At 38.1% G+C, this 14,941-nt stretch carries 15 protein-coding genes; 13 read left to right on the top strand and 2 right to left on the bottom strand.

The genetic code is table 11. From position 1 onward, the window contains the following. The first annotated feature begins 489 nt into the window (after positions 1-489). Both H6G69_RS19410 and H6G69_RS19405 read left to right on the top strand, forming a co-directional pair. Positions 490-1,272, top strand: a complete 783-nt coding sequence (locus tag H6G69_RS19410) for a DUF928 domain-containing protein (protein WP_190690778.1) — start codon at positions 490-492, stop codon at positions 1,270-1,272. An 80-nt stretch (positions 1,273-1,352) separates the two neighbouring features. Next, positions 1,353-3,605 carry a CHASE2 domain-containing protein gene (locus H6G69_RS19405; RefSeq protein WP_190690777.1) on the top strand — a complete coding sequence of 751 codons (2,253 nt, stop codon included), beginning with the start codon at positions 1,353-1,355 and terminating at the stop codon, positions 3,603-3,605. Between the two features lie 315 nt (positions 3,606-3,920). Here the strand turns inward: H6G69_RS19405 and H6G69_RS19400 are convergent, their stop codons facing one another. Continuing rightward, a complete protein-coding gene (locus tag H6G69_RS19400; protein ID WP_190690776.1) occupies positions 3,921-4,187 on the bottom strand; it encodes a hypothetical protein in 267 nt (88 codons plus the stop codon). Between the two features lie 453 nt (positions 4,188-4,640). On the opposite strand from H6G69_RS19400, the gene gvpA (H6G69_RS19395) reads away from it, so the two are divergent. From gvpA (H6G69_RS19395) to H6G69_RS19360, 8 genes are all read left to right on the top strand, one after another. After that, entirely contained in the window at positions 4,641-4,856 is a 216-nt protein-coding gene (gvpA, locus tag H6G69_RS19395; protein WP_045871251.1) for a gas vesicle structural protein GvpA, read from the top strand. Between the two features lie 101 nt (positions 4,857-4,957). Continuing rightward, the gene (gvpA, locus tag H6G69_RS19390; protein ID WP_045871251.1) at positions 4,958-5,173 is read left to right on the top strand and encodes a gas vesicle structural protein GvpA; all 216 of its coding nucleotides are present in this window, start codon (positions 4,958-4,960) and stop codon (positions 5,171-5,173) included. A gap of 197 nt (positions 5,174-5,370) precedes the next feature. Continuing rightward, a complete protein-coding gene (gene gvpC / locus H6G69_RS19385; RefSeq protein ID WP_190690775.1) occupies positions 5,371-5,760 on the top strand; it encodes a gas vesicle protein GvpC in 390 nt (129 codons plus the stop codon). A gap of 416 nt (positions 5,761-6,176) precedes the next feature. After that, positions 6,177-7,418 (top strand): gas vesicle protein GvpN, encoded by a 1,242-nt coding sequence (gene gvpN, locus H6G69_RS19380; protein WP_190690774.1) that lies wholly within the window; start codon positions 6,177-6,179, stop codon positions 7,416-7,418. Next, a complete protein-coding gene (locus H6G69_RS19375; RefSeq protein WP_190690773.1) occupies positions 7,415-7,843 on the top strand; it encodes a gas vesicle protein in 429 nt (142 codons plus the stop codon). The genes gvpN and H6G69_RS19375 overlap by 4 nt, the downstream gene beginning before the upstream one ends. Before the next feature lie 74 nt (positions 7,844-7,917). Next, entirely contained in the window at positions 7,918-8,385 is a 468-nt protein-coding gene (locus tag H6G69_RS19370; protein WP_190690782.1) for a gas vesicle protein K, read from the top strand. A 121-nt stretch (positions 8,386-8,506) separates the two neighbouring features. Beyond that, positions 8,507-9,241: a GvpL/GvpF family gas vesicle protein gene (locus H6G69_RS19365; RefSeq protein ID WP_190690772.1), complete on the top strand. Its 735-nt coding sequence runs from the start codon at positions 8,507-8,509 to the stop codon at positions 9,239-9,241. 14 nt (positions 9,242-9,255) lie between these two features. Next, entirely contained in the window at positions 9,256-9,633 is a 378-nt protein-coding gene (locus H6G69_RS19360) for a gas vesicle protein GvpG (RefSeq protein ID WP_190690771.1), read from the top strand. Between the two features lie 211 nt (positions 9,634-9,844). On the opposite strand, the gene H6G69_RS19355 is transcribed toward H6G69_RS19360, so the two are convergent. Then, positions 9,845-10,162 (bottom strand): gas vesicle protein, encoded by a 318-nt coding sequence (locus H6G69_RS19355; RefSeq protein ID WP_242072115.1) that lies wholly within the window; start codon positions 10,160-10,162, stop codon positions 9,845-9,847. Positions 10,163-10,309: 147 nt separating this feature from the next. Between H6G69_RS19355 and H6G69_RS19350 the strand changes: the two genes are divergently transcribed. The 3 genes from H6G69_RS19350 (at position 10,310) to H6G69_RS19340 (ending at position 14,830) form a co-directional block, all read left to right on the top strand. Then, complete coding sequence (locus H6G69_RS19350; RefSeq protein WP_313951482.1) at positions 10,310-10,996, top strand: GvpL/GvpF family gas vesicle protein; 687 nt, start codon at positions 10,310-10,312, stop codon at positions 10,994-10,996. Between the two features lie 73 nt (positions 10,997-11,069). Next, entirely contained in the window at positions 11,070-12,944 is a 1,875-nt protein-coding gene (locus H6G69_RS19345) for an ArsA family ATPase (RefSeq protein WP_190690769.1), read from the top strand. Between the two features lie 47 nt (positions 12,945-12,991). Beyond that, on the top strand, positions 12,992-14,830 hold the full coding sequence (locus H6G69_RS19340) for an AAA family ATPase (RefSeq protein ID WP_190690768.1): 1,839 nt from the start codon (positions 12,992-12,994) through the stop codon (positions 14,828-14,830). Positions 14,831-14,941: the final 111 nt, after the last annotated feature.

Below are 14,941 nucleotides of genomic sequence, written 5' to 3'. Positions count from 1 at the left end.
ATGTCGGGCATGGGCTAAATCGTAGTTTTTGAGTTGTCGTTTGGGAAGACAATAACTCTACTACGACAGCCCTACCTCTTCATACTCTTTTTTTGGCAACGGTATTGCCCACAAAAGGCTTCTGTCCTACTCCCTGACTACTTTAAGTTTGATACAAATGGGTCGCAGGGGGGCAGGGAGAAAGAATTAAAAACCAATGTATTTGTATCAGGATTTTGGTGAAATGGTATAAATTCCCAAATCAAGCCAGATTGATAGTTCAGAATATGTTGGACGAAAACCCAACATTAGCTTTATTATGGGTAATTAATTTAACTCAATGCAGCATATTTCACCTAAGTGAAGTACACAATTTAATCCTCAAAGATGGGTATAGATACTATTATCCCCCTGAATTTTGGCTCCTGACTCTTGAATTCTGCTGTCACACTTTGGCATGAGCAAAGTTCATTGTTGTTTTTCCAGGATGAAAAATTAACCTAACTTAATATGAAATTAGGCACAAAATTTAGACATCTAATAGTATTTACTCTTTCTGTTAGTTTATCAATCACTGCTAGTTTGCCCAAAGGGTTCTCTCAAGTACCGCGAAGATTGCAAAACTGGCAAATTAGTCAAAAATTTACCCCGCCAAATCGCCAAGCACCGCGAACTACGGCGGGTGGGGGAACTCGTGGTGGTGCTTGTTTAGCCAGTAAAAAGAATTTACAGCCGTTAATACCGCAAAATAAATTAGGGTTAACTTTAGCTGAACGTCCGAGTTTTTATTGGTTTGTCTCACCAAATAGCATCCAAACGGGAGAATTTTCTCTATTAGATGGGGACGATATAGTCTACTCAACAACTGTAAAATTGCCGGACAAACCGGGAATTATGGGTTTTACGCTCCCAAGCAACGCACCTAGCTTAAAAGTGGGTGAGCAGTATCATTGGTATTTTGCGATCGCTTGTAGTCTAGAAGATACAGGAAAACAAACTACTATCGATGGTTGGGTAGAACGCATCCAAACCACACCAGCATTATCAAAGCAATTAGCCAGTACAAATCCCAAGCAACTTTCGCAAGTGTATGCAAGCGCTGGTATTTGGCATGAAGCTTTACAAATTTTAGTCCAACAACGGCTGACTAATCCAAGCGATCGCACAGTTATAGTTAATTGGCGAGCATTTCTAGATTCAGTCGGCTTAAACAACTTAGTTTCCCAACCTTTAATTAATAACTCTACAGAAAATACCCAAGCTCCACAAGCCAACTCCCAACGTAAGCTGTGAAACTCGTCTGATTCACTCCCTACTCCCTACTCCCTGCCTCCTTAAGTAATTTATAAATCAAATAGGATTGCGATAATTTCATGTGGAGTCAGATTAAAAAACAACTTTGGCAATGGCGCGGTATCTTCATTACGGCTCCTAGTGTATGCATATTTGTCTTGATTCTGCGCTCCAGTGGACTATTGCAGATGTTGGAATTAGCCGCACTAGATCAAATGTTTCTGTTAAGTCCTCCAGAAGCTATAGACTCGCGGATTGTGATTGTGGAAATTAATGAAGCAGATGTACAGAAACTCGGTAAGCGGGGTAACTGGCCATTACCAGATAGCTTACTAGCGAAGATTTTAGATAATATCAAACAACAAAAACCCAGTGCGATCGGTTTAGATTTATATCGAGATTTACCAGTGGGTTCTGGCCATGATTCCTTAGTTAAAGTATTTGCATCTACGCCTAATTTAGTTGGTGTGCAGAAAGTTGCTGAAAGTGATGATAGTTCAGCCGTTGCACCACCACCATCACTCAAAAAATTAGGACAAGTAGGTGCAAATGATTTTCCTTTAGATGGGGATGGGAAAGTTCGGCGGAATTTGCTGTATTTAGCCGATAAAAATGGCGATAATGTTTTTAGTTTTGCCTTTAAATTAGCTTATCTTTATTTGAGCGATCGCCATATAGAAGTCGGGCAAACAGATGATTTGTTAGTAAAAACAGGTAATGTTATTTACCCATTATTTAAAGGCAATGATGGCGGTTATATTAAAGCCGAAGACCAAGGTTATCAGGTACTGATAAATTATCGTCATGCCCAGCGCAGCTTTCAATATATATCAATTAACGATGTCTTAGAAAATCGCATCCCTAAAAATTTACTCAAGGGACGTATTGTTTTAATTGGCCCAACATCTGAAAGCCTCAAAGACTTATTTTACACTCCTTATAGCAGCACAATATTAACAGCGCCAAAACGCATGGCAGGCATAGCAATTCATGGTCATGCTATCAGTCAAATTTTAAGTGCAACTTTAGATAAAAGACCATTAATCACAACATGGAATAAACCACAAGAATGGTTATGGATTTCTTTGTGGGCATTGATTGGTGCTAGCTTAAGTTGGCAACAAAGATATAGTGGCATATCTAAACGTAAATCTCTATTACCTATTATTAGTTTATTATTGGCTGGATTTAGTCTTGTTGGCATTAGTTATTTAGCTTTTTTGACAGGTTTATGGATGCCCATCGTTCCATCATTAATGACATTAATTGGTTCAGGAATTGCCGTCACCGCTTATGTAGCTAGAACTGCGGGAGCTATTCGCAAAACCTTTGGTCGCTATCTTAACGATGATGTTGTCGCCAATTTATTAGAAAATCCTGAAGGTTTAAAACTTGGTGGAGAACGTAAGAAAATTACCATTCTCACTTCTGACTTAAGAGGGTTTACCGCAGCTTCTGAGAGATTATCGGCAGAAGAAGTGATTAAAATTATTAACCTTTATTTAGGTTATATGGCAGATATCATCACTCAATATCAAGGAACCATTGATGAATTTATGGGTGATGGCATTTTAGTTTTATTTGGTGCGCCAATTACGAGAAAAGATGATGCTAATAGAGCAATTGCTTGTGCAGTGGCCATGCAGTTAGCAATGGCAGATGTCAATGAAAAAATCCAGCAAATGGGATTAGCAAAACTAGAAATGGGCATCGGTATTAATACAGCCGAAGTAGTAGTAGGGAATATTGGCTCAGAAAAACGCACCAAATATGGAATTATTGGTAGTCAAGTAAATTTAACTTATCGAATTGAATCTTATACAATCGGTGGACAAATTTTTGTTTCTGAATCAACTGTTAACGAAGCTGGTTCTATTGTCAAAGTTATGGGAGTTAAAGAAGTACAAGCCAAAGGAATCACCCAACCCATTAAAATATATGAAATTGGGGGTATTGCTGGAGAATACAATTTATATCTAGCTCAAGAAGACGAAATATTTTGGCAACTCCCAATAGCAATTCCCCTACAGTATGCAGTTTTGGATGGTAAAGATGTAGAGACCATCCTCAGAACGGGTAACTTAGTTAAGTTATCAGCTAAAGGAGGACAAATATACTATGATTCAACAATACATCCAGTAATTTTGCCGCCGTTTACCAATTTAAAATTAAACTTTTTTATGCCGCCCAATGCCACAATTACTGAAGATATCTATGCTAAAGTCTTAGACAAAACAACACAACCAAACAGTTATTATATTTGCTTTACTAACATACCGCCAACAGTAGCAGAGCAACTAAATAAGCTGTTAATCACTGAATTTGCTGGGTAGGGTGTTGGGGGTGGCTGAGTGGGTGTAGTGCTGAAGATAATTAAATTTTAATTGCCTAAGGGAGTTCACATCTTCTTAATTCCCCACACCCCACACCCCACAAGCCAACCATATCAAGGGTTTACGCTTAACTTATTGGCATTCGGTGTCGGGTGTAAGAGTTTTAGATACATACACCCCCGTAAGCTCTTACACCCTTCCCCCAACCCTTGATTTTTCTTCCTTTGCTCTCTGCTTGCTGCCTGAATGATCAATCAGCCTTTCACCGGACATAATAATATGAGTGCAAACTCATTGCCAGAAATGCTCTTGGGTTTAACCTGCTTGGACTCGATTTTCAAATTCCTCACGAGTTTTTTCCACTATAGATAAACAAGCAGGATAGATATTTTCATGTTCCTGTTTCAACCAGCCTAAAAGACTGGCAATTTGGGCATTTCTTAAATCTAAGTCTGTTTGAAAAATAATGGAAGTTGCCATCACCTGTGCATATTCAGGTTTATGCCCTTGACTAATGAAATGAGCAATTAGTCCCTCTAAGGCTTCTCGCCTTACGGGATCTGTACTACTTTCTGTAGACATAATTTTGCCTCAAGTTAATTGTTGAAAATATCCTATGTTATTTACTCAAGAAATTAGTAGCCGTAATCTCACGTATTTTAATCAGCGAATTTACAAAAAATCTCTGGGTTTTTACTGATAAAAGTCTTTTTTCACGAAATGGAATTAGAAAATTACATTTCGATGTAAAAAAAATGTAAAGATTGAATTTCTTTGAAAATTTACATCAAAACATACAAAACAAACAACATAATAGTTAAAAACTTACATTTTTATTTCAGTAATAGCAAAAGCCAACATAGATTCAACATTAAAACTCTCATCTATTGTTCAGAAACGTTGCTTTTTACATTACTTAATGCTGATCGACTATTTACATCTAGAAAATGTATGTTTAATATTTATTCAGTAGCGAGCGATGCCTAGAGCAAAGCTTAATACTAAATAATCAACAATGAGTAAAGGTCTAAAATCATGGCAGTCGAAAAAACTAATTCTTCTTCAAGCTTGGCAGAAGTTATTGACCGTATCCTAGACAAAGGTATCGTTGTAGATGCTTGGGTACGTGTTTCTTTAGTTGGTATTGAACTATTAGCGATTGAAGCTCGCATCGTGATTGCTTCTGTTGAAACCTACTTGAAATATGCAGAAGCTGTTGGTCTAACCCAATCAGCAGCTGTACCTGCTTAATCATTGTCTAGCTTATATATTGTCGTAATTCGCTATTAGTAATTACGGCATTATTCTTCCAATCAGTAAATGTTCAATCCACTAAATTAAGGTGCAAAATCATGGCAGTTGAAAAAACTAACTCTTCTTCAAGCTTGGCAGAAGTTATTGACCGTATCCTAGATAAAGGTATCGTTGTAGATGCTTGGGTACGTGTTTCTTTAGTTGGTATTGAATTACTAGCAATTGAAGCTCGCATCGTCATTGCTTCCGTTGAAACCTACCTGAAATATGCAGAAGCTGTTGGTCTAACACAATCAGCTGCTGTACCTGCTTAATTATTAAATAGGCGGTAATAAAATCAGAATTACTAATTAAGTTAAGTAATTCTGATTTGTGTGCCATTATTTGTTAATGATTGAGATACTGAGTCATCAGTTAAAAATTCTAGGTCTTTTTTGAGCTACATTTACCAGATGTAATTTCTAGGTAAATGTAGTTTCTTGACGGTTGTAATCACATTACGGAGAACCTCATGACGGCTTTAATGGAAAAAATCCGGCAAGAGCGTCGGTCGATAGCTGAGGAAGTAACTCAACTATTTAGAGAGACTCAAGAATTCTTGTCAGCTACAAAAGCACATAGACAAGAAGAAGCCAAAAAACAGGCGCAACAGCTACATCAGTTCCATTACGACTTGGAAACAACTACCCACAAGTTTCTCAAAGAAACTACTAAAAAAAGAGCTGCTCAAGCTAAAGCACAAGCTCAGTTTTTACGTAATTTCTACCAAGAACTTGAGCAAACAACCCAAGAGTTTTTAGCCGAAACAGCTAAAGATAGAGCTGAGAAAGCCGAAGCACAAAGACAATATCTGCATCAATTCCGTCAGGATTTGTTTGCTAGTATTTTTGGCAAATTTTAATCATAGTCGGTACTTCTGCCTAAAAAGCGAATTCTGTTTTGGTACATCTTTTACAGATAAACTTTTTCTGCTCTCTGCTGTCTATCTGTAAATAGTATTTTAGAGAATTAGCCATTGATTGGCAAAGTCCACTCAAAAGTAAAACCCCCTAATCTTACAGTTAAACAACTGATGAGAAAAGGGGGCGAAATCAACAATGAGTTTTAATGTAAAACTTTAGATATTTTTAGATGTTATTGATTAACTTATTTTCTAGACGCTATCAAACTTTAAAGTGTTCCCTTAATTTGTGATTTATGACAAATAAGAATTAACTTTTTATTTGATAGTTTTACTAAGTTAGCATACTAAATTGCAATTGGCAATCTAAAAATCTAAATTTTTACTTTCCCAACTATTTTTCATCCTCATAATCTATGGCTATCGCTACAAATAACAAGAAAAGAGCTGTGCTGCGTGTCCGTCCTGGACAATTTGTCATTACACCTGCAATTGAGCGAGTAGCAATTCGGGCGTTACGTTATCTGACATCAGGGTTTGCTATTCACTTACGCGGCCCTGCTGGTACAGGGAAAACAACCTTAGCTATGCATTTAGCTAACTGTCTAGATAGACCAATCATGTTGGTTTTTGGAGATGATGAATTTAAAAGTTCTGATTTGATTGGTAGCGAATCTGGTTACACCCATAAAAAATTACTAGACAATTACATTCATAACGTTCTGAAGGTTGAAGACGAACTCAAACAAAATTGGGTTGATTCTAGGCTGACTCTAGCTTGTCGAGAAGGACTAACTTTGGTCTATGACGAATTTAACCGTTCCCGACCAGAAGTCAATAACGTGTTACTTTCAGCTTTAGAAGAAAAAATTCTCACCCTTCCTCCTAGCAGTAATCAGCCAGAATACCTGCACGTTAATCCTCAATTTCGGGCTATTTTCACTTCCAATCCAGAAGAGTATTGTGGAGTTCATTCAACGCAAGATGCTTTAATGGATCGGTTGGTAACTATTAATATGCCAGAGCCAGATGAGCAAACTCAAATCGAGATATTGGCTCAAAAAACTGGTATTAATAGAGCCGATGCTCAATTGATTGTCCGGTTAGTGAAAGCTTTCCGTTTGGGTACAGGCGGGGAAAAGACCTCTGGTTTACGCTCTTGTTTGATGATTGCAAAAGTCTGTGCGGAACATAATATTTTGGTATTGCCAGAAAATACTGATTTCCGCGAAATTTGTGCAGATGTGCTGTTTAACCGCACAAATTGGTCTGCTAGCGAAGCGACAACGATTTTTCTAGAATTACTCAACCACTTGCACGTACAGGCAATAGAGGAATCGGATAATGGTATCACAGCAGCAGATGAAAATACAGATGCGATCGCCGAAAGCGGTTTTCCTACTATCATCGATTCTAATTTTGATGCAGAAGATTCTTCTGGAGTTGCACAACAGCCAGGTGAAGATCATTTTGTTGCCTTTGAGAAAGAAATTTATAACTACTTACAGCAACATAAAAGCGTAGCATTAGCTTTAATTCAAAAAGAATTCGACATCAACCGCACTGTAACTATGAATGCTCTAGATGCTTTAGAGCAAAAAGGTTTAGTGAGCAAGAACAACCGTGTATATACAATTGAAGAGCCGCATCAATCGTGACTACCACCCCAATACACCCAACACGTCCTCAAACTAACTCAAGTCGAGTAATTCCTACTTCGACACAAGGCTCTACCTTAGCGGATATTCTCGAAAGAGTTTTAGATAAAGGAATTGTGATTGCTGGTGATATTTCTGTATCTATTGCTTCGACAGAACTATTACATATCCGAATTCGTCTGCTAATTTCTTCAGTTGATAAAGCCCGGGAAATGGGTATCAATTGGTGGGAAAATGACCCATATCTCAGTAGCAAATCTCAACGTTTAGTTGAAGAAAATCAACAACTACAGCAACGTTTAGATAGTCTAGAAACACAGCTGCGTTTACTCACTGCAGCAAATGTGAAAGATGAGGTAAATTTAACCCCTATTGCTGAAGAAGATAGTCAAATCGAAGAGGAGTTTCAAGTTGAAGCTGAGTAAGTTTTGAGAAATATTCCGTCTAAATCATTGACTCGAATTAGTAACATTTAGGAAAGGTAGATAGCATCATGACAATGGTTTGTACTCCAATTGAAAAGTCGCCTGATTTGCTACCTACCGCTTCTCAAACTAACAGCAAAGCAGGTTTAGCCCCTTTATTTTTGACTGTTGTGGAACTAATTCGCCAGCTGATGGAAGCACAAGTAATTCGGCGTATGGAACAAGACTGTCTCAGCGAATCTGAATTAGAAAGAGCTAGTGAAAGTTTACAAAAGTTAGAAGAACAAGTTTTAAACTTGTGTGAAATTTTTGAGGTTGATCCTGCACAGTTGAATATCAATTTAGGCGAGATTGGTACTCTTTTGCCAAAACCTGGCTCTTATTATCCGGGTGAAGTCGGGAATCAACCTTCGATACTAGAACTGCTAGACCGTCTATTAAATACAGGCGTTGTTGTAGATGGTGAAATAGATTTAGGTCTAGCGCAACTCAATCTCATCCATGCTAAGTTGCGGTTAGTCTTAACTGCAAAACCTTGTTAGTTATCCATAACTTTTTGTTACTAATACTTACACTGCCAAAAAAAGTGAAGATAATTAAAAGTCAAAAGCCTACAGTTAAGATTAATTATTTATTCCCTTAGTTCGCATATTCTTGATTATTATGAGTTTTGGTCTTTATCTATACGGTATTTTCCCTGAAGAAATTCCAGCAACCTTGGAATTGCAAGGATTAGATGGTCAACCTGTTTTTAGCCACTTAATTGATGGATTTAATTTTTTATATTCAGAAGCCCAACAAGAAAAATATTTGGCTTCTCGGCGTAATTTAATTAATCATGAAAAAGTACTAGAACAGGCCATGCAGGCTGGTTATAGAAGTTTATTACCTTTACGTTTTGGCTTAGTTGTTAAAGATTGGGAAACAGTAGTGACACAACTGCTGCAACCATACAAAGAGCCGTTACGAGAGTTATTCCAAAAATTGGATGGTCGCAGAGAAGTCAGCGTGAAAATTTTTTGGGATACTAAATCCGAATTACAAGCAATGATGCAAGCTCATCAAGACTTAAAACAGCAGCGCGACCAAATGGAAGGCAAAGCATTAAGTATGGATGAAGTAATTCATATTGGGCAATTAATTGAAAGTAATTTAGCAGACCGCAAAGCATCTGTAATTCAAACCTTTTTTAATGAATTAAACCCTTTGGCAGATGAGGTTGTTGAAAGTGACCCCATGACCGAAGACATGATTTACAATGCTGCTTTTTTAATCCCTTGGGATAAAGAACCGATATTTAGCCAGTTAGTAGAAGCGATTGACCAAAAATTTGGTGAACGTTTACGCATTCGCTACAACAATTTTACTGCACCTTATACCTTTGCTCAAATTTCTTGATAGGAGTCAATAAAATGCTTGGGAAAATTTTACTATTACCAGTCATGGGGCCAATTAATGGACTTATGTGGATTGGAGAACAAATTCAAGAGCGTACTAATACTGAATTTGATGCTCAAGAAAATCTCCATAAACAACTTTTAAGCCTGCAATTAAAGTTTGATATGGGTGAGATTTCTGAAGAGGAATTTGAACTGCAAGAAGAAGAACTATTATTAAGAATTCAAGCTTTAGAAGAAGAAAATCGCTTAAATGCAGAGTTAGAAGAAGAGGAAAATTTAGCTGTACAAGCTACATTTATCCCCGTATCTGAAGAAATACAGATTTATCAAGATAGACCTATGGGTAGTAAAGAATATGAAGATAACCAAAATTTAGTTTTATCGCCCTAAATGTTATTCGGTAATAATTAGGTGACTTTTATTGCAGTAAAAACTTCTGAGCATCGGTAGCAACCACTCAGAAGTTTGATGGTTTTTAATTAAGCCTTGATTAATAATTTGAAGCCTGTGGATTTAATCGATGGCTCTCTTAAATCAAAAGTTCAATCAACTTTAGTTTTAGAATTAAACAAGAAAAAACCCGCTTTTGCGGGTTAATATTTTAATATTCAAATTCAAAAGTTTGGTAACTGCTCGAAGGTTCAAAGATAATCTTGGGAATGACTGATTGAGAGAATTTTGGCTCAGAATTACGTAAATTTTTGATGGTAATTTCTGTATTACTGATCTGATTTTCGAGTGTACCCAATCTTTGCTTGAGTAAGATGGCTCTCTGTTCGATAAAAGCTAATTCTTGCTTAATTCTTTGGCGTTCTGTGACTAATTTATAAAGTTCTAATTGGCTAGAAGCTTCTGATTTGTTCCGAGGCATTGTGGTAATTTTAGGTCTGATTATGCCGCGATTACGTATTTTCTTCATTGAATATACCTGAATAATTGATAGCATTATAGCTAAGATTTTAAAAATGTAAATAGTTTCATCAAAATCAGCATTTTCTATATTTATATGCCAAGATGGTTGTGCTGATAGATAGTTAAAATTTTTCTATTTTATGGTTGGGGTTAAATGATGCGATCGCCAAACTTATATACTTACGCTTTTTGCAAAAATCTTAATTTTCCTGTGAGTTTACCCAAGGGTAATCTTGCCCCTTTAGTGATAATCAAAGGCAATCAAATTTCGGCTGTTGTCGAACTAGATATATCTTTAGAATCTAGCCAAAATAATGATGAGCAAATTATTAAAATGGTATTAAATCATGACCGAGTAATTTGTGAACTATCTCATCAAATGACAGTTTTACCATTACGCTTTGGTACTTATTTTCATTCCCAAGCGGCACTGCTCAATCATATCGAGACTCATACTCCAGAATATGAACAAAAGCTCAATAAAATTCAAGGCAAGCACGAATACACTTTAAAACTCATTCCTCAAAAAATCGCCGAGATGGCAATGCCTGTAGCGGCCAGTGGCAGAGATTATTTTATGGCGAAAAAACAACATTATGAGTATCAAAAAAGCTTTATTAATGCCCAAAATGAGGAAAAGACTCATCTCATAAATTTAATTACAGTGGCTTTGCCATCAGATGTCATTATTCAACAGCATACAGAAGAAGTACGCCTGCATATTTTAGTCGATGACCATGAACAAGCTTTGCTGAAACAACAAGTAGTTAATTGGCAAGCACAATGCCCACATTGGCAATTTATTTTAGGTGAACCGCTACCTCCTTATCACTTTGTTTAATTATTACTAACAAACTTACATACAAATAATTCCTAATTTTATGATGAGCAATTACGATTCATTGCATCTACTTATGTTTAGCGGCAAAGGTGGGGTTGGTAAAACCACCATTTCTTGCAGTTTTGCACGTTATTGGGCGAGAAGGTTTCCTCAAGAAAAAATTCTGTTAATTTCTACAGACCCCGCACATTCTTTAGGTGATGTCTTGCAATCAGAAGTGAAAGATATTGCTTTACCACAAGCAGATTTACCTAATTTAAGTGTTCAAGCCTTAGATGCTCAAAAATTGTTGTTGGAATTTAAAGCCAAATATAGTTACTTCTTAGAAATACTTGTAGAACGAGGCAGTTTAGCTGATGGAGACGATTTAGCACCTGTATGGGATTTAAACTGGCCTGGTTTAAATGAATTAATGGGATTGCTAGAAATTGAACGTCTGCTAGCTGAAAAAGAAGTAGATCGGGTAATTATAGATATGGCTCCTTCTGGTCATACCTTAAATTTGTTACGGTTAAAAGATTTTTTAGATGTTATTTTAAATTCTTTAGAATTGTTTCAAGAAAAACACCGAGTAATTACCCAAAGTTTTGCAGGTAATTATACACCTGATTCAGTTGATGACTTTTTAGTAGACTTAAAAACTCAGTTAGCAGAAGGTAGACGCTTACTGCAAGATGAAAAATTTACTGGGTGTTTAGTTGTAGGAATTGCTGAACCCATGTGTTTTGCTGAAACTGAACGCTTTTTAAATAGTTTAGAAACCCTAGAAGTTCCTTACGCGGGATTATTTATTAATCACATTTTATTAAACTCAGAGTTAGAGTCTGACCGTTACGCTGAACAACAAAATTTACTTGATAAATTCTTAAAACTAAATCCGAATCAGCCTGTTTTTACTGTCCCACAACAAAGAGTAGAACCTTTAGGTGCAGTGGCGTTAGATGCTTTAGCATCTCAAATTCAAAAAATTGTCAGTGTTGAACTTGCACCACCACCAACTATTCAATGGCCTGCAAAAGTTTTACCTAGCTTTTGTGATTTTATCAATGAAGATTGTAAATTGATTATTGTAGGTGGTAAAGGAGGTGTAGGTAAAACAACAGTAGCAGCTGCTGTAGCTTGGGCTTCTGCTCAACAACATCCCGATAAAAATATTCGAGTTATTTCTATAGACCCGGCGCACTCTTTAGGAGATGCTTTTGGCAAAGAATTAGGGCATGAAGCTATATCTTTAGCATCGAATTTGAGTGGGCAAGAAATTGATGCCAATCGAGTTTTAGAACAATTCCGCGCCGATTATCTGTGGGAATTAGCAGATATGATTAGTGGCGAAGGTTCGCAAACAGAGACAACTGTAAATGTGGCTTATGTTCCCGAAGCATGGCGACAAATTATGTCTCAAGCTTTACCAGGTATCGATGAAATGTTATCTCTGGTAACGGTGATGGATTTACTCGAAAATAACCAGCAAGATTTAATTATTTTAGATACAGCACCAACTGGTCATCTTCTCAGCTTTTTAGAAATGCCAACAGCTTTAGGAGATTGGTTATCTTGGATATTTAAGTTGTGGATCAAATATCAAGATGTTTTGGGTCGAGTAGATTTTATTGGCAGATTACGGCATTTACGCCAACAAGTTGTCCAAGCACAAAAGAAATTAAAAAATCCCAAACATACTCAATTTATTGGGGTAATTCAAGCTGAAGCGGCAATTGTGGCTGAACATATTCGTTTAACAGAATCCCTGAAAAAGATGTCTGTGAGTCAGCGTTATGTAGTGCAGAATCGCTACAGTCAAGAAGTAAAAATTGATGAAAGTTTATTTCCTGAACAAACTATGATTCGCCTACCTGGTTTACCCCGTTCTGTAGAACCTATAGCCCGCATTCAAGGGGCAGCAAATCTTTTATTTGCAGTTGAGGAATTAACTCCGAATAAAAGATGAACCCAGTCAAATAAAAGTAGGATTTGCGAGATTTTTGGAGTGATGATATGAGTGAATTTTTCAAGGGATTTGAACAATTAATTGAATTAGCCAAGGCGTTAGAAGAAAAAGCCGAGAAGGGAGAACTGAAAACAGACATCCAGATTAACTCTCGTCCGATGAGTAATATCCCTCGTCATGGCGGTATCCCACGTCCGAATAATATGGGTAATGATGTTGGTACGAGCCGCATTCGGACGCAACCTGCTCCTAATCCGAATAGTGGTAATGATGGAGATTCAGAAGTTGTCCCGCCTCATGGCCTTTCTGATTATTCGTTAAAAGATGTAGGAGGATTGAGTGAAGTTCTCAAAGAGCTAAAAGAACTGATTGCGATTCCCTTAAAACGTCCTGACTTGTTAGCTAAATTGGGTCTAGAACCGACACGGGGTGTATTGTTAGTTGGGCCGCCTGGGACTGGGAAAACTCTCACGGCACGCGCTTTAGCAGAAGAGCTAGGAGTGAATTACATTGCTTTAGTCGGGCCGGAAGTAATTAGTAAATACTACGGTGAAGCGGAACAAAGACTGCGGGGTATTTTTGAGAAAGCTGCTAAGAATGCTCCTTGTATCATCTTTATTGATGAAATTGATAGTTTAGCCCCAGACCGCAGTGCGGTAGAAGGCGAAGTCGAAAAACGCCTTGTAGCCCAGTTATTGAGCTTGATGGATGGTTTTTCGCAAAGTCAAGGTGTGATTGTGTTGGCGGCTACTAACCGTCCTGACCATTTAGACCCGGCGTTGCGTCGTCCTGGTCGCTTTGACCGCGAAGTTCAGTTTCGCGTTCCAGATGTGAAAGGACGCAAAGAAATTCTGCAAATTCTCACCCGGGCGATGCCTTTAGAGGAAAACGTGGATTTGGATGCGATCGCAGAACGTTCTGTAGGGTTTGTTGGCGCAGACTTAAAAGCTCTTTGTCAAAAAGGGGCCTATACTGCCTTGCGCCGTCAAGTGCCTTCGATTGATAGCGCAATTCCTGAGAATATGACAGTGAGCCAAGCAGACTTTCTCCAAGCTCTCAAAGAAATCAAACCTGCTGTCCTACGGAGTGTGGAAGTAGAAGTTCCTCAAATCGCTTGGGAAGATATTGGCGGTTTGGACAACATTAAGCAGACTCTCAAAGAATCAGTAGAAGGAGCGTTACTCTATCCTGAACTATATCTGCAAACCAAAGCATTAGCACCCAAAGGCATCTTACTGTGGGGGCCTCCAGGGACAGGCAAGACTTTATTAGCCAAAGCGGTTGCTTCCCAAGCCAGAGCGAATTTTATTGGTGTGAATGGCCCAGAATTACTCAGTCGTTGGGTAGGCGCAAGTGAACAGGCGGTACGAGAGTTATTTGCCAAGGCGCGTCAGGCCGAGCCTTGTGTTGTATTTATTGATGAAATTGATACTTTAGCCCCAGCGCGTGGTAGTTTCAATGGTGATTCGGGAGTGAGCGATCGCGTCGTGGGACAATTGCTGACTGAGTTGGATGGTATAGAAGTAGGCAGCACTATCTTAGTTATTGGGGCGACAAATCGACCTGATGCCCTTGACCCAGCTTTGTTACGCGCTGGACGTTTAGATTTACAAATGAAGGTAGATTTACCCGATTTAGCTAGTCGCTTGGCTATTCTCGAAGTTCACAGTCACGGCCGACCTCTAGATGGTGTGGATTTAAACTATTGGGCAGAGATGACCAAAGACTGGAATGGTGCAGATTTAACTTTACTCTGCAATCAAGCAGCAATCGAAGCAATTCGGCGTTTTCGCGCCCAAGGTCTAACAGATCCTGCGGAAATCAAGATTACGACAGATGATTTCAATTACGCTTATCAAGTTCTGACAGAACAGCGCGCAGATTAACGACGCATAAAGATTGTCTGTTGAGACTGGGTATAGGGGTGTAAGGGTGTAAGGGTATAGGGGGTAAGGGTTTTGAACACCTACACCGTTCTCTAAAACCTTAATTTCCTA

This window comes from Nostoc sp. FACHB-110 (assembly GCF_014697425.1).
GTDB lineage: Bacteria > Cyanobacteriota > Cyanobacteriia > Cyanobacteriales > Nostocaceae > Nostoc_B.
The sequence above is the reverse complement of the archived record's forward strand: the minus strand, read 5'-3'. Positions and strand labels throughout refer to the sequence as shown.

What these genes read in the sequence shown, in the direction of transcription:
- H6G69_RS19410 (WP_190690778.1), top strand. Translation starts at nt 490, where the DNA reads ATGAAATTAGGCACAAAATTTAGACATCTAATAGTATTTACTCTTTCT.
- H6G69_RS19405 (WP_190690777.1), top strand. Translation starts at nt 1,353, where the DNA reads ATGTGGAGTCAGATTAAAAAACAACTTTGGCAATGGCGCGGTATCTTC.
- H6G69_RS19400 (WP_190690776.1), bottom strand. Translation starts at nt 4,187, where the DNA reads ATGTCTACAGAAAGTAGTACAGATCCCGTAAGGCGAGAAGCCTTAGAG.
- gvpA (WP_045871251.1), top strand. Translation starts at nt 4,641, where the DNA reads ATGGCAGTCGAAAAAACTAATTCTTCTTCAAGCTTGGCAGAAGTTATT.
- gvpA (WP_045871251.1), top strand. Translation starts at nt 4,958, where the DNA reads ATGGCAGTTGAAAAAACTAACTCTTCTTCAAGCTTGGCAGAAGTTATT.
- gvpC (WP_190690775.1), top strand. Translation starts at nt 5,371, where the DNA reads ATGACGGCTTTAATGGAAAAAATCCGGCAAGAGCGTCGGTCGATAGCT.
- gvpN (WP_190690774.1), top strand. Translation starts at nt 6,177, where the DNA reads ATGGCTATCGCTACAAATAACAAGAAAAGAGCTGTGCTGCGTGTCCGT.
- H6G69_RS19370 (WP_190690782.1), top strand. Translation starts at nt 7,918, where the DNA reads ATGGTTTGTACTCCAATTGAAAAGTCGCCTGATTTGCTACCTACCGCT.
- H6G69_RS19365 (WP_190690772.1), top strand. Translation starts at nt 8,507, where the DNA reads ATGAGTTTTGGTCTTTATCTATACGGTATTTTCCCTGAAGAAATTCCA.
- H6G69_RS19360 (WP_190690771.1), top strand. Translation starts at nt 9,256, where the DNA reads ATGCTTGGGAAAATTTTACTATTACCAGTCATGGGGCCAATTAATGGA.
- H6G69_RS19355 (WP_242072115.1), bottom strand. Translation starts at nt 10,162, where the DNA reads ATGAAGAAAATACGTAATCGCGGCATAATCAGACCTAAAATTACCACA.
- H6G69_RS19350 (WP_313951482.1), top strand. Translation starts at nt 10,310, where the DNA reads ATGATGCGATCGCCAAACTTATATACTTACGCTTTTTGCAAAAATCTT.
- H6G69_RS19345 (WP_190690769.1), top strand. Translation starts at nt 11,070, where the DNA reads ATGTTTAGCGGCAAAGGTGGGGTTGGTAAAACCACCATTTCTTGCAGT.
- H6G69_RS19340 (WP_190690768.1), top strand. Translation starts at nt 12,992, where the DNA reads ATGAGTGAATTTTTCAAGGGATTTGAACAATTAATTGAATTAGCCAAG.